The organism is Pseudomonas sp. MH9.2 (assembly GCF_034353875.1).
Lineage (GTDB): Bacteria > Pseudomonadota > Gammaproteobacteria > Pseudomonadales > Pseudomonadaceae > Aquipseudomonas.
Window position 1 is genome coordinate 2,863,846 of the sequence record NZ_CP133784.1, and the last position, 20,104, is coordinate 2,883,949.

Below are 20,104 nucleotides of genomic sequence, written 5' to 3' on the forward strand. Positions count from 1 at the left end.
CCGGCTTGTTCATCCGCAGCCCCGAAATTGTAGGCGTTCACCGGTACAAAAACGTCATTTCAGCCCGTTTCAACCGTGCCAGACCAGGACCAATAGTTCATGTAACCATTCTAGCCGTGGCCGCCGGCCACACGGACCCGTATCCTAACACCCCCGCGCCCGCCGACGCTAAGTTCAAGCAGGCCGCCTAACAGGTTCAAAACGAATGAATGCTCTAGCCCGCCGTGCCGCAGGCCTGCTACTCAGCACAGTGTGTCTGCCACTGTCAGCATTGGCTGCAGACCCGCAACCTACTCACGAATTCACCCTGGACAATGGCCTGAAAATCATCGTCCGCGAAGACCATCGCGCGCCCGTGGTGGTTTCGCAGGTCTGGTACAAAGTCGGTTCCAGCTATGAAACCCCTGGCCAGACCGGTTTGTCCCATGCCCTGGAACACATGATGTTCAAAGGCAGCAAAAACGTGGGGCCAGGCCAGGCTTCACTGATTTTGCGTGATCTGGGCGCTGAAGAAAACGCGTTCACCAGCGACGACTACACCGCGTATTACCAGGTTTTGGCCCGTGATCGCCTGGGAGTAGCCTTCGAGCTGGAAGCCGATCGCATGGCCAGCCTGCTTCTGCCCCCTGAAGAATTCAGCCGCGAAATTGAAGTCATCAAGGAAGAACGCCGCCTGCGCACTGACGACAAGCCCAGCGCCAAAGCCTATGAGCGCTTCCAGGCCATGGCCTACCCCGCCAGCGGTTACCACACGCCGACCATCGGCTGGATGGCAGACCTGGACCGGATGAAGGTTGAGGAGCTTCGTCATTGGTACGAAGCCTGGTACGTGCCGAACAACGCCACCTTGGTGGTGGTCGGCGACGTGCAGCCCGACGACGTAAAAGCCCTGGCGCAACGTTATTTCGGGCCGATCCAGCGGCGCGACGTACCACCGTCGAAAGCCCCGCTGGAGCTGGCTGAGCCCGGCGAACGCAAAATCACCCTGCACGTACAGACTCAATTGCCGAGCCTTATGTACGGTTTCAACGTACCCAGCCTGTCCACCGCTGCGGATCCACGCTCGGTCAATGCGCTGCGCCTGATTTCCGCCCTGCTTGACGGCGGCTACAGCGCACGCATTCCGACCCGTCTGGAGCGAGGCGAAGAGCTGGTTTCAGGCGCCTCGTCGAGTTACGACGCCTACAGCCGTGGCGATAGCCTGTTCATGCTCAGCGCAACCCCTAACACGCAGAAGAAAAAAAACCTGGCCGATGTTGAAGCCGGTATCTGGCGCCTGTTGAATGAGCTGAAAACCACGCCGCCGTCCAATGAAGAGTTGGAACGGGTTCGGGCGCAAGTGATTGCCAGCCTGGTCTACCAGCGCGATTCGATTACCAGCCAGGCCAGCACGATCGGCGAACTGGAAACCGTCGGCTTGTCGTGGAAGCTGATGGACGAAGAACTGGACGCACTTAAAAGCGTGACCCCGGCCGATATCCAGAAAGCCGCCCGCACCTATTTCATCCGCGAACGTCTCAGCGTTGCGCACGTTTTGCCCGAGGAGACTGCACATGAGTGAGCACAAGGGTCCACGTTATGGGCTACTTGGCCTGGGAGCCTTGGGGCTGGTGGTCATGCTCGGCGCCTTTATCGCTCCCCAGGCCGAGGCTGAAAGCATCGCACCTGACAGCACCACGCTGAAGGACACCGTCCAGGCTCTCCCTGACAACAACCTGCAATCGCTCAAAGAACTCGACGGCAAACCGCCAGCACGGCGCACCTTGAACATCCAGACCTGGAAAACTGCCGAAGGCGCCAAGGTGATGTTCGTCGAAGCGCGTGAATTACCGATGTTCAACTTGCGCCTGACCTACGCCGCCGGCAGCAGTCAGGATCGAAGCACCCCCGGCATCGCCGTACTGACCAACGCCATGCTCAATGAAGGCGTGGCCGGGAAGAATGTGGGCGCCATCGCCGAGGGCTTCGAAGGCTTGGGCGCTGATTTCAGCAACGGCGCTTACCGCGACATGGCAGTGACCTCCCTGCGCAGCCTGAGCGCCGTGGACAAGCGCGAGCCGGCGCTGAAGCTATTTGCCCAAGTCGTCGGTAAACCGACATTCCCTGCCGACTCACTGGCGCGGATCAAGAACCAGTTGCTGGCCGGCTTCGAATACCAGAAACAAAACCCCGGCAAACTCGCGGGCAATGAGTTGTTCAAGCGTCTCTATGGCGACCACCCTTATGCGCACCCGAGCGAAGGGACGGCCAAAAGCATTTCACCTATTAGCATCGCGCAGCTCAAGGCCTTCCACGCCAAAGCCTATGCCGCAGGCAATGCGGTGATCGCATTGGTCGGCGACCTGTCCCGATCCGAAGCAGAAGCGATTGCTGCCCAGGTTTCCTCTGCCCTGCCTAAAGGCCCGGCGCTGCCGAAAATCGAACAACCGGTCGATCCTAAAGCCGGTGAAACCCACATCGAGTTCGCGTCCAAGCAAACGCACTTGATGCTCGCGCAACTGGGGATCGAACGTAACGACCCGGATTTCGTCGCGCTGACACTCGGCAACTCGGTACTCGGCGGTGGCGGCTTCGGCAGTCGTTTGATGACGGAAGTGCGGGAAAAACGTGGCCTGACCTATGGCGTTTCATCGGGTTTCACCCCGATGCAGGTGCCAGGCCCGTTCATGATCACCCTGCAAACCCGCGCCGAACTCAGCGAAAATACCCTGAAGCTGGTTCAGGACATCGTGCGTGACTTCCTCATCACAGGCCCGACCCAGAAAGAACTGGACGACGCCAAGCGTGAATTGTCCGGCAGCTTCCCCCTGTCCACGGCCAGCAACGCCGATATCGTTGGTCAGCTAGGTGCGATTGGTTTCTACGACCTGCCGCTGACGTACCTGGAAGACTTTATGCAACAGGCGCAAAACGTGACGGTCGAGCAAGTCAAAGCTGCCATGAACAAGCACCTGAGCGCGGATAAGATGGTGATCGTCACCGCGGGCCCGACGGTGCCGCAAAAGCCGTTGCCACCCCCTACTGACAAACCTACTCAGCAACCTCTCGGGGTCCCGGAGCACTAATGGCCAATCCAAGACCAAAGGGCCATAACGGCCTGGGTCAACTGCGCATCATCGGTGGCGAATGGGGTAGCCGTCGCCTGACCTTCCCCGACGCTCCAGGCCTGCGTCCAACGCCGGACCGCGTGCGCGAAACGCTGTTTAACTGGCTCGCAACGCACATCGAAGGCGCGCACGTACTCGACGTATTCACCGGCAGCGGCGCGCTTTACCTGGAAGCCCTGTCGCGCGGCGCGGGCATGGCCCTGGCGCTGGACAATAACGCAGAGGCCCTCGCCAGCCTGCGACGGAACCTGGACATGCTCGGGTGCACGGTTGGCCAGGTATCACATACCGACAGCCTGCGTTATCTGGAAACCCAGACGCCTGCCCAGTTCGATCTGGTCTTTCTCGACCCGCCCTTCCACCAGAACCTGCTGCCTGCCGCCTGCGCCCTTCTTGAAGAGCGTCATTGGCTGGCTGACAACGCCTGGATTTACACGGAAAGCGAAATCCCGCCGTCGTCTGTCGGTTTGCCAGGCAACTGGCGCCTGCACCGGGAGAAGAAAGCCGGGCAGGTGTATTACGCGCTATGGCAGCGGAGTACCGAGGTAGACGCCTGATCGCGGTGCCAGCCATATGCATTCACTCCCGCAGAACCCGCAAGGTCTGCGTGGGGTGGATTCATTGGCGAAGGCGTCATGAGTGACACACAGTAGGCTTCAACCCTACCGCTGAAGAAAAACTCCGGCACGCCTGTCCGCAGTTGTGGCAACGTAGCGTTTATGCAGTAAACGTGAATTGCCGACGAGTTCGAACGTGCCTATCCAACTTGCTACGACCACGCTTCCAGACCCGTTCATTCCCGCTTTAGGACTGGCTAACCCGCACCTGCAAACGCTGTGGGGCCCCTTGTGGCGAAAAAAAGCAAAGCTTGAACGCCCGCGTGAACGTATTTGGTTGGCCGACGGCGACTTTCTGGATATGGACTGGCACGGCCCGCATGAGGCAGACACGCCTTTGGTCCTGGTGTTGCACGGTCTGACCGGCTCGTCGAACTCGCCTTACGTGGTGGGTTTGCAGCAGGCTCTGGCCCTCCAAGGCTGGGCCAGCGTGGCGTTGAACTGGCGTGGTTGCTCTGGCGAACCCAATCTTTTGCCACGCAGCTACCACTCCGGCGCCAGTGAAGACCTCGCCAGCGTCATTGCCCATCTGCGCACCCTGCGACCCTTGGCGCCGTTGTATGCGGTGGGCTATTCGCTGGGCGGCAATGTGCTGCTCAAGCACTTGGGCGAAGTGGGCAGCAACAGCTTGCTGCAAGGAGCCGTTGCCGTGTCGGTGCCGTTCCGTCTGGACCAGTGTGCCGACCGCATTGGCCAAGGCTTCTCCAAGGTATACCAAGCACATTTCATGCGTGAAATGCTGGTGTACATCAAAGACAAGCAGCGGCGCTTTCAGCACGAAGGACTCAGCGAAGGCCTCGCGGAACTGGCGGCACTCGGCTCGCTGGAGAACATGCGCACCTTCTGGGATTTTGATGGCCGGGTCACCGCGCCCTTGAATGGTTTTGCCGACGCCGAGGATTATTACCGTCGCGCTTCCAGCCGGTACTTCCTGGGTGAGATTCGTACGCCCACGCTGATCATCCACGCCGCCGACGATCCTTTCGTATTCCCCCACAGCCTGCCAGAAGCCGACGAGCTGTCGTCCAGCACCCACTTCGAACTGCAAGCCCGAGGCGGTCACGTCGGGTTCGTTGACGGGTCGCTGAAAAACCCGAGCTATTACCTAGAGCGGCGCATTCCACTGTGGTTGAGCACTGCCCATCGTTCGGCCACCGCTTTGGGGTAAGTGACAGACTTCAGCGACATTGCACAATCCTTCAAGACAGTCTCTCCCTGACTATTTAAGATGCGGACTCAAGGAGAGACTCATGTCCCGCTATCAGCTTTATACCCGTGGCATACGCGACAGCGTGCCCATGTTGGTCGGCATCGCACCCTTCGGCATTATTTTCGGCACGCTGGCAGGCGCGGGCGGTTTGTCGTTGTGGCAAGCGCTCGGCATGTCGATGTTCGTGTACGCCGGCTCCGCGCAATTTATCGTCGTCAGTCTGATGGGCGCTGGCGCCAGTGCGGTGGTGATTCTGCTGACCACCTTTATCGTCAATCTGCGCCATGTGCTGTACAGCGCCACGCTGCAACCCCAGGTGAGTGCACTGCCTCAACGCTGGCGGGTGCTGCTGGCGTTCTGGCTGACCGACGAGACGTTCGCCGTGGTTCAACGCTTTTATATCGTGCACGGGCGTTCGCCGCTTGGGCATTGGTATTGGGTCGGTGTCGCCAGCGCGTTGTATGCCTGCTGGGTCAGCAGTTCGGTGGTGGGCGTGCTGTTTGGCCAGGCGGTGCCTGATCTGGCGGGCTGGGGGCTGGAGTTCGCCATGCTCGCGACCTTTATCGGAATCGTCGTGCCTTTACTGCGCAATCAACCGCAAATCGCGGCGGCACTCGCCGCTGGCGCGGTGGCCTTGATGACGCATACCTGGCCTTACAAACTGGGCCTGATGGCGGCGGCATTCAGCGGGATCGCCGTGGGCGTCTTGCTTGAGCGTCGACGCTCTGGCGCCAGCGACGAAGCGTCGAGTCACGAGGTGCGATCATGAGTTACTGGTGGCTGATTGGCGGCATGACCGCTATTACGTTCCTGATGCGCTACAGCCTGTTCGCCTGGCCGCATTTGCGCTTTCCGCCCGTGGTACGCCAAGGGCTGCACTATGTGCCCACGGCCGTGCTGACCGCGATTGTGGTGCCGGGCATGCTGCTGCCCGATGGCGAGCATTGGCAATTGAACGCAAGTAACGCCTACTTGCTGGCCGGCCTCGCAGCCATCGCCATCGCCGCCTTCAGCCGCAACCTGCTGGCGACCATTGGCGGCGGCTTGCTGGTGTTCTTCCTGCTGCGCTGGGCGCTGGGGCAGATTTAGGGTTGAGACCGGTGTGTTTCTGGCTGACCTCAGGCGCCAGTGGCGACAGCGCGATTCGGATCGGTGATCCATTCGCTCCACGACCCGGCGTACAGCGAACCCAGTGGATACCCCGCCAGGCACAGCGCGAACAGGTTATGGCAGGCCGTGACGCCTGAGCCGCAGTAGGCCACCAGATGATTTGGCGAACGATCACCCAGCGTTGCCGCAAAGCGTTGTTTGAGCTGGTCTGCTGGCAGAAAGCGGCCGTCGGCACTCAGGTTTTCGTTGAACGCAACACACTGCGCACCCGGAATATGGCCGGCGACCGGATCGATCGGCTCCACCTCACCACGGAAACGCGGCGCGGCGCGGGCATCGAGCAGCGTCATGTCTGGTTGGCCCAGACGCGCTTGCAGCGCCTGGGCGCTGAGCAGCAACGAATCATCCGGCTCACCGGTGAAGGTCCCTTTCTTGTTTTGCGGCGCGTCCAGACTCAACGGCAAACCCGCCGCGTGCCAGGCTTTGAGGCCGCCATCCAGCAAGTACACGCCGTCACGCTTGCCCAGCCACGCCAGCAACCACCATCCGCGAGCAGCAAACGCGCCGGGGCCGTCGTCGTACAGCACAACATCGCTGTCCTGGCTGATGCCCCACTCCTGCAATCGCTGAATCAGCACGTCCGGTTTTGGCAACGGATGACGGCCTGTCACGCCCTTGATCACCTTGTCGCTGAAATCACGCTCCAGATCAGCGAACCTGGCGCCCGCGATATGCCCTTCGGCATAACTGCGCTGGCCATAGTCAGGGTCTTCCAGGGCAAAGCGACAATCGAGAATCACTAGCCCTGGGTGCTGTTGGCGAGCGGCCAGTTGTTCCGGGCTGATCAGTTGCGCGATGGACATGGCAAGTTCCTGTGAGAAAAATTCAGATCAATGTTATGACAAAAAAAACGTCAGGGCGTTTCCTCTAACGCCCGCCCCAACGGCACATAAAATTCTTCACACAGCGCATTCACCGCGTCCCGTGCCTCTGGCGTGACGTAACCCAGTTCCAGCATCAGCACCTGGTACACGCCTCGGCGCATGGCGTCTTCACTGAGTCGCGTGGCGTCTTCCAGCGTGGTGCACAAAAACCGCACCCACGACGTAAGGATAATCCACACATTGAGGGTCAACGACTCAATCTGCACCTTATCCATGCGCAAGATACCGGCCTCGACGAAGCCACTGTAGATGGCCATGCCCTGAATCAGACAGTGCTGGGAAAACCGTCGGTAACGCGCAGCCAGTTCTGGATCGGCGTCGAGCAGATGCTCCAGATCGCGATGCAGGAAACGGTAGCGCCACATGCCGTCGAGCAGCTCCATCAAATAGAAGCGCTTGTCCTCGACACTCGGCAGACGCCCCTTGGGCGGACGCAGAAAGCTCTCCACCAAGGCTTCGTACTCGGTGAACAGCTCGGCGATGATCGCCTGCTTATTGGGGAAGTGGTAATACAGATTGCCCGGCGACATTTCCATGTGCGCAGCAATGTGATTGGTGCTGACGCTGCGCTCACCCTGCTGATTGAACAGCTCCAGGCTGTTTTGCACGATGCGTTCGCGGGTTTTGATGCGTGGTGCCATGTTCAGCTCGACCGCTTAAACGTGTGGAGAATATGCCGCATCTTAGCGCAGGCAATGTCAGGTATACCGCCTTCGCATTGCCCCCCATTTTGAGGGAGCGACTTCATTCGCGAAGAAGACCGCTCGGTTCTGGATTTGACTTTATAGAGCAATGACTCTAAAAGTACAGCATAACGCTAATACGAGCCACGACCATGCCCGCCGAAATCGCCTGTCAGCAAGAGTCCGAGCAAGCCTTCAATGAGCTTGAGCAGCTGTTCAACAATCAGCGACGGGCCTTCGCGGCCAATCCTATGCCGCTCGCCGGCCAGCGTCTGCAATGGCTCAAGACCTTGCGCACGCTATTGAGCGATGAACGGCAGGCGTTGGTCGACGCCATCAACAGCGATTTTAGCCACCGCAGCGCCGATGAAACCCTGCTGGCTGAGTTGATGCCAAGCCTGTTGGGCATCCAGTACGCCAGCAAACATCTGAAAAAATGGATGAAGCCTTCGCGCCGACACGTTGGTATGGCGTTTCAACCGGCGTCGGCCAAAGTGATCTATCAACCATTGGGCGTGGTCGGGGTGATCGTGCCGTGGAATTACCCGCTATTTCTCGCCATCGGCCCACTGGTCGGCGCACTGTCTGCGGGTAATCGGGTGATGCTCAAGCTCAGCGAATCGACGCCAACCACCGGTCAGTTGCTCAAGCGCCTGTTCGCCCAAGTGTTCCCTGAAGATTTGGTCACGGTTGTGCTGGGTGAAGCCGAGGTCGGCATGGCCTTCTCAACATTGCCTTTTGATCATTTATTGTTCACCGGGGCCAGCAGCATCGGTAAGCACGTAATGCGCGCCGCAGCCGAGAACCTGACCCCGGTCACCCTGGAGCTGGGCGGAAAATCCCCGGCCATCGTGTCCAGCGATGTGCCGCTCGAGGATGCCGCCGAACGCATCGCTTTCGGCAAAACCCTGAATGCCGGACAAACCTGCGTCGCGCCCGACTACGTGTTAGTGCCCGAAGACCGGGTCGACGGGTTTGTCGACGCCTACCGAAAAGCGGTACAGAAGTTTTATCCGACACTGATCGACAACCCGGACTACACCGCGATCATCAACGACCGACAGTTGGCCCGACTCAATCGCTACCTCGACGACGCCAGCAGCAAAGGCGCGCGAGTGATTCCGCTGTTCGAGCAGGGCCAGGGACGGCGCATGCCGTTCAGTCTGCTGCTGAATGTCAGTGATGACATGACCGTGATGCAGGACGAAATCTTCGGCCCGCTGCTGCCCATTGTTCCCTACAGCCGCATTGATCAGGCGTTTGCCTACATCAATCAGCGCCCGCGCCCATTGGCGTTGTACTACTTTGGCTACAACAAGGCCGAGCAGCAGCGCGTACTGGAACAGACCCACTCCGGCGGCGTGTGCCTGAACGACACGCTAATGCATGTCGCCCAGGATGACATGCCGTTCGGCGGCGTCGGCCCCTCCGGCATGGGCCACTACCATGGCCATGAAGGCTTTCTGACCTTCAGCAAGGCCAAGGGTGTCTTCATCAAGCAACGCTTCAATGCAGCCCGGTTGATTTACCCGCCGTACGGCAAGGCGATCCAGCGGCTGGTCTACAAGCTGTTCATTCGTTAGCCCTGACTGACAACCGCCGTCCAACAAATCCATAAGAACAGGACCACAAAAACAATGAACAACAGCCTGTCTGAAAGCCCCAACCTATCACGTCGGGGCGTGCTGAAAATCGGCCTGTGCGCCAGCGCCTTCCTGTCCACTGCCGGGCTCGCGGCGAGCCTGAGCGGTTGCTCGGCCAGCACGCCTGCCAGCGGCTTTGCCGTATTACGCAGCAGTGATCTGCCATTCCTGCGCGCACTGATTCCAGTGATGCTCAAAGGCAGTCTGGGTGAGATTGCGCTACCGAACGCCATCGCGGGCACCCTGCAAAGCATCGACGCCAGCCTTGATCGACTGTCGCCGGAGATGCTCAAACTGACGCAGCAACTGTTCGATGTACTGGCGCTGCCCGTCACCCGAGGTCCATTGACCGGTGTCTGGGGCGGCTGGGAAAATGCCAGCCCGTTGCAGATGACGGCCTTCCTCAATCGCTGGGAAAACAGCGCATTGAGCCTGTTACGCATGGGCCATGGCGCCTTGCTGAAGCTGGTGACGATGGCTTGGTACAGCCGCCCGGAATCGTGGGCGCATTGCGGTTATCCCGGCCCGCCGACTGTTTGAACCACACATGCCCCACCCCCCAATAAAAATAAATAGATCGAGGCCCTATGCCGGTTCCTGATGTGTTTCGAGAAGGCCTTGCCCGTGGCTGGAAAACCTACAGCGGCGCGCAATTGACCCATGACCTGACGCTGGAGGCGGATGTCGCGATCATCGGCAGCGGCGCTGGCGGTGGCACCACGGCAGAAATCCTCAGCGCGGCTGGCTATAAGGTATTGCTGATCGAAGAAGGCCCGTTGAAAACCAGCAGCGACTTCAAGATGCTCGAAGATCAGGCTTATTCCAGCCTTTATCAGGAAGGCATCGGCCGCATGAGCAAGGATGGCGCGATTACCATCCTCCAGGGACGAGCCGTCGGCGGCACCACGCTGATCAACTGGACGTCGAGCTTTCGCACCCCCGAACCAACCCTGGAACACTGGGCCAAAGAACACGCGGTCAAAGGCCACAGCGCAGCCGAAATGGCGCCGTGGTTCGCCAAAATGGAACAGCGTCTGGGCGTTGCCCCGTGGGTCATGCCACCCAACGCCAACAACGATGTGATCCGCAACGGATGCGAGCAGTTGGGTTACAGCTGGAAAGTCATCCCGCGCAATGTACGCGGCTGCTGGAACCTAGGGTATTGCGGCATGGGCTGCCCGACCAATGCCAAACAATCGATGCTGGTCACGACCATCCCCGCGACTCTGGATAAGGGCGGCGAGCTGCTGTACCTGGCCCGCGCAGAACGGCTGGTGATCAAAGGTGACAAGGTTGTCGGCCTGCAATGCGTGGGCATGGATGAGCGCTGTGTGGCGCCCAACGGTCGCAGTATCACAGTCAAGGCAAAGCACTACGTACTGGCCGGTGGCGGTATCAACAGCCCTGCCTTACTGATGCGCTCCGACGCCCCGGACCCGGACAAGCGCGTGGGCAAGCGCACGTTTCTGCACCTGACGAGTTTTTCCGCAGCGTTGTTCGACCGGGTGATTAATCCGTTTTACGGCGCACCGCAGTCGATTTATTCCGACCATTTCCAATGGACCGACGGTGCCACAGGGCAGATGTCTTACAAGCTCGAAGTACCGCCCCTGCAACCGGCGCTGGCCAGCACGCTGCTCGGCGGCTTCGGCCAGGAAAACGCAGAGCGCATGGCCCAACTGCCTAATACCCACATGATGCTGGCCTTGATGCGTGACGGTTTTCACCCGGGCAGCCCGGGCGGCAGCGTGGAACTGCGCGGCGACGGCACGCCAGTGCTCGATTATCAGGTGTCGTCTTACGCCTGGGATGGCATTCGCCGGGCTTATCACAGCATGGCCGAGATCCAGTTTGCTGGCGGAGCTAAGGCGGTGATGCCGGTACACGAAGACGCTGGCTACGTGAAAAGCCTGGCCGAGGCACGATCAGTCATCGACGGTTTGAGCATGGAAACGTACCGCACCCGACTGGGCAGCGCCCATGTGATGGGCGGTTGTGCCATGGGTGAAGAGCCAAAAACCGCTGTATGCGATAGCCTTGGCCGGCATCATCAGTTGAGCAATCTGTCGATCCATGACGGCTCGTTATTTCCCACCAGTATCGGTGCCAACCCGCAACTTTCGGTCTATGGACTGACCGCGCAACTGGCGACTTTGCTGGGTGAAAGGCTAAGATCTGCTTAGATGCGTAGCACCGGAAGGCGCTGTAAAAGCGGCGGAAACGCCTCATTTGCCAAAGCAATAATGCCCCTGCTATCCATAAGCCGACTTGGCCCACCGGGATTGCTGCGCTACCATCCGACTCCCCAACGGACTCCGACCAGGACGACGCGATGAACCGAGTGTTGTACCCAGGCACCTTCGACCCTATCACCAAGGGCCATGGCGATCTGGTCGAACGCGCCTCGCGCCTGTTCGACCAAGTGGTCATCGCGGTTGCTGCCAGCCCGAAGAAAAACCCGCTGTTTCCCCTGGAACAGCGCGTGGCGCTGGCCCGAGAGGTCACTAAACACCTGCCCAATGTCGAGGTGGTAGGTTTCTCCACCTTGCTGGCGCACTTCGCCAAAGAGCAGCACGCCAACGTGTTCCTGCGCGGGTTGCGGGCGGTATCGGATTTCGAATACGAGTTCCAGCTGGCCAACATGAACCGCCAATTGGCCCCGGACGTGGAAAGCCTGTTCCTTACACCGTCCGAGCGTTATTCGTTCATTTCCTCAACGCTGGTCCGTGAAATCGCGGCACTGGGCGGCGATATCACCAAGTTTGTACACCCGGCGGTAGCTGAGGCGTTGACCGAACGGTTCAAACGCTAAGGTGCATCGGACGAACTAATGCGGCACAATTCGCCGCATTAGTTTTCATATGCCCCGGCGCTGCCCGTGGCAGGAGTACTTCATGTCCCTGATCATCACCGACGACTGCATCAATTGCGACGTCTGCGAACCCGAGTGCCCGAACGAGGCAATTTCTCAAGGTGAGGAGATCTACGTGATCAATCCGAACCTGTGCACCGAATGCGTTGGCCATTACGACGAACCGCAGTGCCAGCAAGTCTGCCCCGTGGATTGCATCCCGCTGGATGAAACCCACGTCGAGAGCAAAGACGAACTGATGGCCAAATACCTGATTTTGACCCACAAAGCCTAGCCCCTTCGACGCTCCTGCACTCGCCAGCCGGGCTGCACTGCCTGTCGACAAAAGCGAGTTCCGGATGACCCGTACGCTGAATCGTCTCCCCTCCCTGCTCGGCGCCCTGCTCCTGCTGTGCGCCCTTGCCGCTCAGGCCAAGGCACCGCAACAGGCCGCCATCGCCAGCCCCCATCCGCAAGCCACAGCCGCCGGTCGAGAAATATTGTTCATCGGCGGCAACGCGTTCGACGCTGCCGTGGCGGTCAGTGCCGCGCTGGCGGTGGTCGAGCCTTATGCTTCCGGGCTGGGCGGTGGCGGGTTCTTCCTGCTGCGGCAAAGCGCTGAGCCGATTCGCTATCAGTTCCTTGATGCCCGCGAACGCGCACCACTCCAGGCCAACCAGAGCATGTATCGCCGCGACGGCAAGGTACAACCCACGCTGTCGCTCAACGGCCCACTGGCCGCCGCCATTCCGGGCTTGCCAGCGGCGCTGGTCGAACTGGCCGAGCATTACGGTAAACTGCCGCTGAAAACCTCGCTGGCCCCGGCCATCCGCTTGGCGTATCAGGGGTTTGCCGTCGATCCTGTTTACCGGGAGCGCGCTGGCTGGCGTTTGTCCGCCTTGCGCGACGACCCGGAGAGCACCCGGCTGTTTCTGCGCCACGGGAACATCCCGGCGCTGGGCGAGATCATCAAACAACCGGAACTGGGGCTGACCCTTGATCGCTTTGCCGACAAGGGGCGCGCCGGTTTCTACGAAGGCCTGACCGGTCAGGCGCTGGTCAAAGGGGTCAGGTCCGCTGGCGGCATCTGGACAGACGACGATCTGCAGCGCTATCGAGTGGTTGCCCGGGCGCCGCTACGCTTCCCATTAGCCGATAATCGCGAGTTGATCAGCGCCCCGCCACCCTCCGCAGGCGGCATCGCGCTGGCCCAGAGCCTGACGATGTTGCAGCAGTTGCCGTGGCGTGAGGCCGACAAGGTGCAGCGTGCCCACTACGTGGTCGAAGTGCTGCGCCGGGCTTACCGCGACCGAGGCTTGCTGGGCGATCCGGATTTCGTCAGCAACCCATTGGCCCATGTACTTGATCGCGACTACCTAAAGCAGCTGGCTCGCGACATCGACCCACACGACGCGACGCCCAGCGCCAGCCTGCCGCCTGCGCCTAAATGGCGTGAGGGCGATCACACCACTCATTTCGCCATCCTCGACAGCGAGGGCAATGCGGTCGCTGCGACGCTTTCGGTGAATCTGCCGTTCGGGTCAGCCTTCAGCGTGCCCGGTACTGGCGTGGTATTGAATAACGAAATGGACGACTTTGCCGCCGACCCGCAAGGCAGCAACGCTTACGGTCTGGCCGGCAGCCAAGCGAACGCCATCGCGGCGGGCAAGCGGCCGCTGTCGAGCATGAGCCCAAGCTTTATTGAAAGTCCAACCGAGTTCAGCGCCTTCGGCACACCGGGCGGCAGCCGTATTCCGAGCATGGTGCTGCTGTCGATCCTGCAATACCTGGACGGACAACCCGTTGCGACATGGCCTGCCGTGCCGCGCTATCACCACCAGTATTTGCCGGATGTTATCGAGTACGAACCCGACGCCTTTTCTCCAGAGCAACTGACTGAGCTGCAAGCACGCGGCTACAGCCTCAAGGACACCAAGCGCGCCTATGGCAATCAGCAGGTGCTGTTCTGGAACAAGGACAACGCCAAGGTCGAAGCCGCGAGCGATCCTCGCGGGCTTGGGATTCCAGCAGTGTTCGACCCGACAGTCAGGCAAGCCGCGCCTTAGCGTTTATCGCGACGCCGGTTATTCGCGTTTGTTGTAGCCATCGCCCGTACAACCCAGGCAGCGGACGAACGCGGACTTACCAGGGTCCACCACCAACGCCTTGCCCGCGTCGCCAATGCCACCGCCAGTTGCGGTAAACGGCAGCGCCACCACGAACAGTACGGCACCCACCAGAGTTGCCGCGATCAGCAAAGGCCGGGCAATCAACAGGTCGCCGATCATGGCGTAGGCCGGCGGCGCTTCGAGGGAGTAGGTTGGATCTCCGCTCCCGTGTGACTCTGCTTGAGCCTGTGCAGGCAGCACCTGCAATCCGAACAGCAAGGCCAAGGCAACAGCGAGGGTACGAAACGGACTCATGGCGTGATCCTTCAAGCTCAACGGTAGTAATGATCGTCACTATAAACAGCGGCGCTGGTTACGCAAGGTTTGCAGCTGTCAGATGCCATTTCAGGCAGGCGCGGGCAAGGCCGCGATTACAGGATATCTATGTCTGGCAACGCGGGCAGTACACGCTGGTACGTTGACCGAGTTTTACTTCGCGCAACTCGGTACCGCAGACTTTGCACGGCTGATGGCCGCGACCGTAAACGAACAGCTCCTGCTGAAAGTAGCCGGGCTGACCATCGCCGCCGATAAAATCCTTGAGGGTGGTGCCGCCGCGCTCGATGGCGTGGATAAGAATGCGCTTGATCTCGATCGCCAGCTTCATATAACGCGCCCGGGAGATGCTCTTAGCCTCGCGACGCGGGTCGATACCGGCGGCAAACAAGGCTTCAGTCGCGTAAATATTACCGACTCCGACCACCACCGCGTTGTCCATGATGAAAGGTTTGACCGCCATTGAGCGTCCCCGGGAACGTTCGAACAGACGTTCCCCATCGAACAGCTCGGTCAACGGCTCCGGCCCGAGACGAATCAGCAATTCGTGATTGAGCGGGTCAAGGCTCCAGAGCATCGCACCAAAACGGCGCGGGTCGGTGTAGCGCAGGGCCATGCCCGACTCCAGCTCGATATCCACATGCTCATGCTTGGCCGCAGGCAATCCGGCGTCGACCAGACGCAAATTACCCGACATGCCCAAATGACTGATCAACGTTCCGACCTCGGCATTGATCAACAGGTACTTGGCGCGACGCGCCACCGATACAATCCGCTGCCCGGACAGGCGCACGTCCAGGTCCTCGGGGATCGGCCAGCGCAAACGCCGGTCACGAACGATCACGCGACTGACGCGCTGACCTTCCAGATACGGCGCGATGCCCCGGCGGGTGGTTTCGACTTCAGGTAATTCAGGCATTGGCGACCCGGACAAAGGAACGAGTGATCGGGCTAGCGGACGCCCAACTCGTGAATGGATTCTTTGAGGTTCTCAAAATCGTAATCGGAAAGCCCCACGTAATCCAGAATCAGATGACCGATGCTGTTCCACTCATGGTCTTCACCCTGATTGCCCAGCACCCGATAGGACGCACAGACATGTTCGGCCATTTTCAGGATCGCCAGCAAGTTCTTCAGTTGGCTGTTGTGACCCGACTCGTCCTGGAAGATCGCCAACGCATTGTGATGGTTGGCAATAGCGTTGCTGACATGCTCCGGCAAACGCCAGGACTTGGCGGTGAAATAACCGACCACGGCATGGTTGGTATTGAATGTATGGTTCTCTGTGTCCACCACACGACAGGTCGGGCTCGCCTTGGCGTAAGCGTCTTCCAACACACTCATGTAGTTGGGGAAGCGCTTGAGCATCAGCGGAATGCCACAGTCATGGAACAGCCCCAGCGCATAGGCCTCGTCCACCGCCTGTGAGCCGGTGCGTTTGGCCAGCGTCAGGCTGGTCATCGCCACATCCTGCGCGGAGTCCCAGAAACGGTTGAGGGTAACGATGGTTTCGTCGGTCATCTCGCCCTTGATCGACTGCGCGTTGATCAGGTTGATGATCGAGGCACTGCCCAGCAGATTTACCGCGCGCTCAATCGAGGCGATTTTATTGGTCAGGCCGTAATACGGTGAATTAACGATTTTCAACAATGCGCCGGACAAGCCCGGATCCTGCGCGATCAACCGGGCAATCGCCCCCAGGTCCGGATCAGGCATGTATTGCTCCATCTGCAAATCCACCATGATCTGCGGCTGTGGCGGCACACTGATGCCTTGCAAGGCCTGCTGAATCTGCTCGGTGGTTAGCGCTTGGGACATAAATACACACTCAGGACTAGGCGGCAATTTTAACCTTTGTGGAGGGGCATCCGACAACACTCAGAACGATGCAATAGACTCCGCCAGTGGTTTATTCCAGTGATCAGGGCCCCGAGCGTGGATGACGCGTTATAATCTCGCTCTTTTTTCCGGAGCGACGTCATGTCCCTGCCTAGCTTGCGCCTCAAAGCCAATGCCGACCGTCGCTTGCGCGCCGGCCACTTGTGGGTCTACAGCAACGAAATCGATGTAGCCGCCACCCCGCTCAACGGCTTTGCTGCGGGCGATCAAGCCATTCTGGAAGCTGCCGGCGGCAAGCCGTTGGGCATTGTGGCAATGAGCCCCAACAACCTGATCTGCGCACGCCTGCTGTCCCGCGACATCAAAGTGCCGCTGGATAAATCGTTGCTGGTACACCGCCTGAACGTCGCGCTGTCGTTGCGCGAACGCCTGTTCGACAAGCCTTATTACCGCCTGGTGTTCGGCGACTCCGACCTGCTGCCGGGTCTGGTGGTCGATCGTTTTGGCGACATCCTAGTGGTGCAACTGGCTTCCGCCACCATGGAAAACCACAAGGACGACCTGCTCGCGGCCTTGATTCAAGTAATCAAGCCGAGCGGTATCCTGTTCAAGAACGACTCCGCCGCACGCGATGCCGAAGGCCTCAACCGTTACGTCGAGACCGCCTTCGGCCTAGTGCCTGAGTGGGTTGCGCTGGAAGAGAACGGGGTGAAATTCGAAGCGCCGGTCATGGCCGGACAGAAAACCGGCTGGTTCTATGACCACCGCATGAACCGCGCGCGCATGGCACCGTACGTCAAAGGCAAACGCGTCCTGGACCTGTTCAGCTACATCGGCGGCTGGGGCGTGCAAGCGGCCGCTTTCGGTGCCAGCGATGTCACCTGCGTCGACGCATCTTCCTTCGCGCTGGACGGCGTTGAACGTAACGCGGCACTCAACGGTTTCACCGACAAAGTGGCGTGCATCGAAGGCGACGTGTTCGAAGCATTGAAGGAGCTGAAAAACGGCGAAGAGCGTTTCGACGTGATCGTTGCTGATCCACCGGCCTTCATCAAACGCAAAAAAGACCTGAAAAACGGCGAAGGCGCTTACCGCCGTCTCAACGAACAGGCCATGCGCCTGCTCAGCAAAGACGGGATTCTGATCAGCGCTTCCTGCTCGATGCACCTGCCGGAGGACGACCTGCAAAACATCCTCCTGACCAGCGCCCGCCATCTGGACCGCAACATGCAGTTGCTGGAACGCGGCGGCCAAGGCCCGGACCACCCGGTGCACCCGGCGATTGCCGAAACGCGCTATATCAAAAGCATGACCTGCCGGTTGCTGCCAAACAGCTGATCACTGCTTCTCGGCCAATCGCGGGCAAGCCCGCTCCTACTGTAGGAGCGGGTTTGCCCGCGATTAAGGTCGGAACGACCTTCGGCATTCCTTCCTGACGCCGCAGGTGTAGAATCGCCTTTATTCATCGCCAGTCATCCCCGGCGGGTTTATGAGCTCAGGCCGAGCGCGCGGCGATCCCGTGGCGTCATCGGTTCACCGCAGCATCCGGTCACTGCCGGGTGTCTGTGTCGTCAATAGAAGCTCTCTCCCTTTCCTGATACCTGATTTGCCGCCAGGAGCGCTCCATGCCTGATTACCGCTCGAAAACGTCTACCCACGGCCGCAATATGGCCGGCGCTCGCGCTTTGTGGCGCGCCACCGGGATGAAAGACGCCGACTTCAAAAAACCGATCATTGCCATCGCCAACTCGTTCACCCAGTTCGTGCCCGGCCATGTGCACCTCAAAGACATGGGCCAACTGGTCGCTCGCGAAATCGAACGCGCCGGTGGCGTGGCCAAGGAATTCAACACCATTGCCGTGGATGACGGCATCGCCATGGGTCACGACGGCATGCTGTATTCGCTGCCGAGCCGCGAGATCATCGCCGACTCCGTGGAATACATGGTCAACGCCCACTGCGCCGACGCCATCGTCTGCATTTCCAACTGCGACAAAATCACCCCCGGTATGTTGATGGCCGCCTTGCGCCTGAATATCCCGGTGATCTTCGTGTCCGGCGGCCCGATGGAAGCTGGCAAGACCAAACTGGCCAGCCACGGTCTGGACCTGGTCGACGCGATGGTGATCGCCGCTGACTCCGAAGCCAGCGATGAAAAAGTCGCCGAATACGAGCGCAGTGCGTGCCCGACATGCGGCTCTTGCTCCGGCATGTTCACCGCCAACTCGATGAACTGCCTGACAGAAGCCCTGGGCCTTGCGCTGCCGGGCAACGGTTCGCAACTGGCGACCCACAGCGACCGCGAGCAACTGTTCCTGCAGGCTGGCCGCACCATCGTCGACCTGTGCCGCCAGTACTACACCGAGAACGATGAGTCGGTACTGCCACGTAATATCGCCAACTTCAAAGCCTTCGAAAACGCCATGACCCTGGACATCGCCATGGGTGGCTCGACCAATACCATCCTGCATTTGCTGGCGTCGGCACAGGAAGGTGAAATCGATTTCGACTTGAAGGACATCGACCGTCTGTCACGCAAAGTGCCGCAACTGTGCAAGGTCGCGCCGAATATCCAGAAGTACCACATGGAAGACGTGCACCGTGCCGGCGGGATTTTCAGCATCCTCGGCGAACTGGCTCGCGGTGGCCTGCTGCACACCGATCTGCCGACCGTCCACAGCAAGACCATGGCCGAAGGCATCGCCAAATGGGACATCACCCAGACTGACGACGAAGCGGTACACACCTTCTTCAAGGCTGGTCCTGCGGGCATTCCGACCCAGACTGCATTCAGTCAGTCGACTCGTTGGGAAACCCTGGATGACGACCGTGAGAACGGCTGTATCCGCAGCGTGGAACACGCGTATTCGCAAGAAGGCGGCCTGGCCGTGCTGTACGGCAACATCGCGCTGGACGGCTGCGTGGTGAAAACCGCAGGTGTCGATGAGTCGATCCATGTCTTTGAAGGCAACGCGAAGATCTTCGAAAGCCAGGACAGCGCCGTACGCGGCATCCTCGCCGACGAAGTGAAGGCTGGCGACATCGTGATCATCCGTTACGAAGGTCCGAAAGGCGGCCCGGGCATGCAGGAAATGCTCTACCCGACGTCGTACCTGAAATCCAAAGGCCTGGGCAAAGCCTGCGCCTTGCTCACCGACGGTCGCTTCTCCGGCGGCACCTCGGGCCTGTCCATCGGCCACGCATCGCCAGAAGCAGCAGCGGGCGGTGCGATTGGTCTGGTGCGCGATGGCGACAAAGTGCTGATCGACATTCCGAACCGCTCGATCAACCTGTTGATCAGCGATGAAGAAATGGCCGGACGCCGTGCCGAGCAAGATGCCAAAGGCTGGAAGCCGGTCGAGAAGCGCCCGCGCAAAGTGACCACCGCTCTGAAGGCCTACGCCCTGCTGGCGACCAGCGCCGACAAAGGCGCGGTGCGTGACAAGGCGATGCTTGATAAGTTGATGCCGTAATAAGTAGCCAGAACGTCCATTAGCCCGGCATTGATGCCGGGCTTTTTATTGGGGCTCATTCAGCCATGAAGACACTTAACCCTGTCATTTCTGACAGCTATTTCTTTGTTACGAGGCGATTTAGAGTAGGACCTAAGCCAAGAAATATCTGATTACAAGGAACTAAATCACGATAGAAAGGAA

General features: G+C 59.8%; 19 protein-coding genes. 14 read left to right on the forward strand and 5 right to left on the reverse strand.

Annotation, left to right across the window (positions count from 1 at the left end):
- Window positions 1-205 precede the first annotated feature (205 nt).
- From RHM55_RS13495 to RHM55_RS13520, 6 genes are all read left to right on the forward strand, one after another.
- A complete protein-coding gene (locus tag RHM55_RS13495; protein ID WP_322176887.1) occupies window positions 206-1,561 on the forward strand; it encodes a pitrilysin family protein in 1,356 nt (451 codons plus the stop codon).
- Window positions 1,554-3,065, forward strand: coding sequence for a pitrilysin family protein (locus tag RHM55_RS13500; protein WP_322176888.1), 1,512 nt, complete (start codon window positions 1,554-1,556; stop codon window positions 3,063-3,065). The genes RHM55_RS13495 and RHM55_RS13500 overlap by 8 nt, the downstream gene beginning before the upstream one ends.
- Window positions 3,065-3,664, forward strand: coding sequence for a 16S rRNA (guanine(966)-N(2))-methyltransferase RsmD (gene rsmD / locus RHM55_RS13505; protein ID WP_322176889.1), 600 nt, complete (start codon window positions 3,065-3,067; stop codon window positions 3,662-3,664). The genes RHM55_RS13500 and rsmD overlap by 1 nt, the downstream gene beginning before the upstream one ends.
- Window positions 3,665-3,860: 196 nt before the next feature.
- Complete coding sequence (locus tag RHM55_RS13510; RefSeq protein ID WP_322176890.1) at window positions 3,861-4,892, forward strand: hydrolase; 1,032 nt, start codon at window positions 3,861-3,863, stop codon at window positions 4,890-4,892.
- An 82-nt stretch (window positions 4,893-4,974) separates the two neighbouring features.
- Entirely contained in the window at window positions 4,975-5,703 is a 729-nt protein-coding gene (locus tag RHM55_RS13515; RefSeq protein ID WP_322176891.1) for an AzlC family ABC transporter permease, read from the forward strand.
- Window positions 5,700-6,023, forward strand: coding sequence for an AzlD domain-containing protein (locus RHM55_RS13520; RefSeq protein ID WP_322176892.1), 324 nt, complete (start codon window positions 5,700-5,702; stop codon window positions 6,021-6,023). The genes RHM55_RS13515 and RHM55_RS13520 overlap by 4 nt, the downstream gene beginning before the upstream one ends.
- Before the next feature lie 29 nt (window positions 6,024-6,052).
- On the opposite strand, the gene RHM55_RS13525 is transcribed toward RHM55_RS13520, so the two are convergent.
- Both RHM55_RS13525 and RHM55_RS13530 read right to left on the reverse strand, forming a co-directional pair.
- Entirely contained in the window at window positions 6,053-6,907 is an 855-nt protein-coding gene (locus RHM55_RS13525; RefSeq protein WP_322176893.1) for a sulfurtransferase, read from the reverse strand.
- Between the two features lie 50 nt (window positions 6,908-6,957).
- Window positions 6,958-7,629 (reverse strand): TetR/AcrR family transcriptional regulator, encoded by a 672-nt coding sequence (locus RHM55_RS13530; protein ID WP_322176894.1) that lies wholly within the window; start codon window positions 7,627-7,629, stop codon window positions 6,958-6,960.
- Between the two features lie 194 nt (window positions 7,630-7,823).
- Between RHM55_RS13530 and RHM55_RS13535 the strand changes: the two genes are divergently transcribed.
- The 6 genes from RHM55_RS13535 (at window position 7,824) to ggt (ending at window position 14,231) form a co-directional block, all read left to right on the forward strand.
- Complete coding sequence (locus tag RHM55_RS13535) at window positions 7,824-9,254, forward strand: coniferyl aldehyde dehydrogenase (protein ID WP_322176895.1); 1,431 nt, start codon at window positions 7,824-7,826, stop codon at window positions 9,252-9,254.
- 54 nt (window positions 9,255-9,308) lie between these two features.
- Complete coding sequence (locus tag RHM55_RS13540) at window positions 9,309-9,854, forward strand: twin-arginine translocation pathway signal protein (RefSeq protein WP_322176896.1); 546 nt, start codon at window positions 9,309-9,311, stop codon at window positions 9,852-9,854.
- Between the two features lie 47 nt (window positions 9,855-9,901).
- Window positions 9,902-11,497 (forward strand): GMC family oxidoreductase, encoded by a 1,596-nt coding sequence (locus RHM55_RS13545; RefSeq protein ID WP_322176897.1) that lies wholly within the window; start codon window positions 9,902-9,904, stop codon window positions 11,495-11,497.
- Window positions 11,498-11,646: 149 nt separating this feature from the next.
- Window positions 11,647-12,126: a pantetheine-phosphate adenylyltransferase gene (coaD, locus tag RHM55_RS13550; protein ID WP_322176898.1), complete on the forward strand. Its 480-nt coding sequence runs from the start codon at window positions 11,647-11,649 to the stop codon at window positions 12,124-12,126.
- A gap of 82 nt (window positions 12,127-12,208) precedes the next feature.
- Window positions 12,209-12,460, forward strand: a complete 252-nt coding sequence (locus tag RHM55_RS13555) for a YfhL family 4Fe-4S dicluster ferredoxin (protein ID WP_219062877.1) — start codon at window positions 12,209-12,211, stop codon at window positions 12,458-12,460.
- Window positions 12,461-12,524: 64 nt separating this feature from the next.
- A complete protein-coding gene (gene ggt, locus RHM55_RS13560) occupies window positions 12,525-14,231 on the forward strand; it encodes a gamma-glutamyltransferase (protein ID WP_322176899.1) in 1,707 nt (568 codons plus the stop codon).
- A gap of 18 nt (window positions 14,232-14,249) precedes the next feature.
- Here ggt and RHM55_RS13565 read toward each other — a convergent pair whose 3' ends face one another.
- The 3 genes from RHM55_RS13565 to RHM55_RS13575 all read right to left on the reverse strand — a co-directional run bounded on the left by RHM55_RS13565 (window position 14,250) and on the right by RHM55_RS13575 (window position 16,373).
- Window positions 14,250-14,588 (reverse strand): multidrug transporter, encoded by a 339-nt coding sequence (locus RHM55_RS13565; RefSeq protein WP_322176900.1) that lies wholly within the window; start codon window positions 14,586-14,588, stop codon window positions 14,250-14,252.
- A gap of 127 nt (window positions 14,589-14,715) precedes the next feature.
- Window positions 14,716-15,528, reverse strand: a complete 813-nt coding sequence (mutM, locus tag RHM55_RS13570) for a bifunctional DNA-formamidopyrimidine glycosylase/DNA-(apurinic or apyrimidinic site) lyase (protein WP_322176901.1) — start codon at window positions 15,526-15,528, stop codon at window positions 14,716-14,718.
- A 32-nt stretch (window positions 15,529-15,560) separates the two neighbouring features.
- Window positions 15,561-16,373: an HDOD domain-containing protein gene (locus RHM55_RS13575; protein WP_322182928.1), complete on the reverse strand. Its 813-nt coding sequence runs from the start codon at window positions 16,371-16,373 to the stop codon at window positions 15,561-15,563.
- A gap of 216 nt (window positions 16,374-16,589) precedes the next feature.
- Here RHM55_RS13575 and RHM55_RS13580 point away from each other — a divergent pair, with 216 nt between their 5' ends.
- Together RHM55_RS13580 and ilvD are read left to right on the forward strand one after the other, a co-directional pair.
- Window positions 16,590-17,786 carry a class I SAM-dependent rRNA methyltransferase gene (locus RHM55_RS13580; protein WP_322176902.1) on the forward strand — a complete coding sequence of 399 codons (1,197 nt, stop codon included), beginning with the start codon at window positions 16,590-16,592 and terminating at the stop codon, window positions 17,784-17,786.
- Window positions 17,787-18,073: 287 nt separating this feature from the next.
- Window positions 18,074-19,921 (forward strand): dihydroxy-acid dehydratase, encoded by a 1,848-nt coding sequence (gene ilvD, locus RHM55_RS13585; RefSeq protein WP_322176903.1) that lies wholly within the window; start codon window positions 18,074-18,076, stop codon window positions 19,919-19,921.
- Window positions 19,922-20,104: the final 183 nt, after the last annotated feature.

Excerpts from the sequence above, each read along its gene's own strand:
- RHM55_RS13495 (WP_322176887.1), top strand. The coding sequence starts at position 206 with ATGAATGCTCTAGCCCGCCGTGCCGCAGGCCTGCTACTCAGCACAGTG.
- RHM55_RS13500 (WP_322176888.1), top strand. The coding sequence starts at position 1,554 with ATGAGTGAGCACAAGGGTCCACGTTATGGGCTACTTGGCCTGGGAGCC.
- rsmD (WP_322176889.1), top strand. The coding sequence starts at position 3,065 with ATGGCCAATCCAAGACCAAAGGGCCATAACGGCCTGGGTCAACTGCGC.
- RHM55_RS13515 (WP_322176891.1), top strand. The coding sequence starts at position 4,975 with ATGTCCCGCTATCAGCTTTATACCCGTGGCATACGCGACAGCGTGCCC.
- RHM55_RS13520 (WP_322176892.1), top strand. The coding sequence starts at position 5,700 with ATGAGTTACTGGTGGCTGATTGGCGGCATGACCGCTATTACGTTCCTG.
- RHM55_RS13525 (WP_322176893.1), bottom strand. The coding sequence starts at position 6,907 with ATGTCCATCGCGCAACTGATCAGCCCGGAACAACTGGCCGCTCGCCAA.
- RHM55_RS13530 (WP_322176894.1), bottom strand. The coding sequence starts at position 7,629 with ATGGCACCACGCATCAAAACCCGCGAACGCATCGTGCAAAACAGCCTG.
- RHM55_RS13535 (WP_322176895.1), top strand. The coding sequence starts at position 7,824 with ATGCCCGCCGAAATCGCCTGTCAGCAAGAGTCCGAGCAAGCCTTCAAT.
- RHM55_RS13540 (WP_322176896.1), top strand. The coding sequence starts at position 9,309 with ATGAACAACAGCCTGTCTGAAAGCCCCAACCTATCACGTCGGGGCGTG.
- RHM55_RS13545 (WP_322176897.1), top strand. The coding sequence starts at position 9,902 with ATGCCGGTTCCTGATGTGTTTCGAGAAGGCCTTGCCCGTGGCTGGAAA.
- coaD (WP_322176898.1), top strand. The coding sequence starts at position 11,647 with ATGAACCGAGTGTTGTACCCAGGCACCTTCGACCCTATCACCAAGGGC.
- RHM55_RS13555 (WP_219062877.1), top strand. The coding sequence starts at position 12,209 with ATGTCCCTGATCATCACCGACGACTGCATCAATTGCGACGTCTGCGAA.
- ggt (WP_322176899.1), top strand. The coding sequence starts at position 12,525 with ATGACCCGTACGCTGAATCGTCTCCCCTCCCTGCTCGGCGCCCTGCTC.
- RHM55_RS13565 (WP_322176900.1), bottom strand. The coding sequence starts at position 14,588 with ATGAGTCCGTTTCGTACCCTCGCTGTTGCCTTGGCCTTGCTGTTCGGA.
- mutM (WP_322176901.1), bottom strand. The coding sequence starts at position 15,528 with ATGCCTGAATTACCTGAAGTCGAAACCACCCGCCGGGGCATCGCGCCG.
- RHM55_RS13580 (WP_322176902.1), top strand. The coding sequence starts at position 16,590 with ATGTCCCTGCCTAGCTTGCGCCTCAAAGCCAATGCCGACCGTCGCTTG.
- ilvD (WP_322176903.1), top strand. The coding sequence starts at position 18,074 with ATGCCTGATTACCGCTCGAAAACGTCTACCCACGGCCGCAATATGGCC.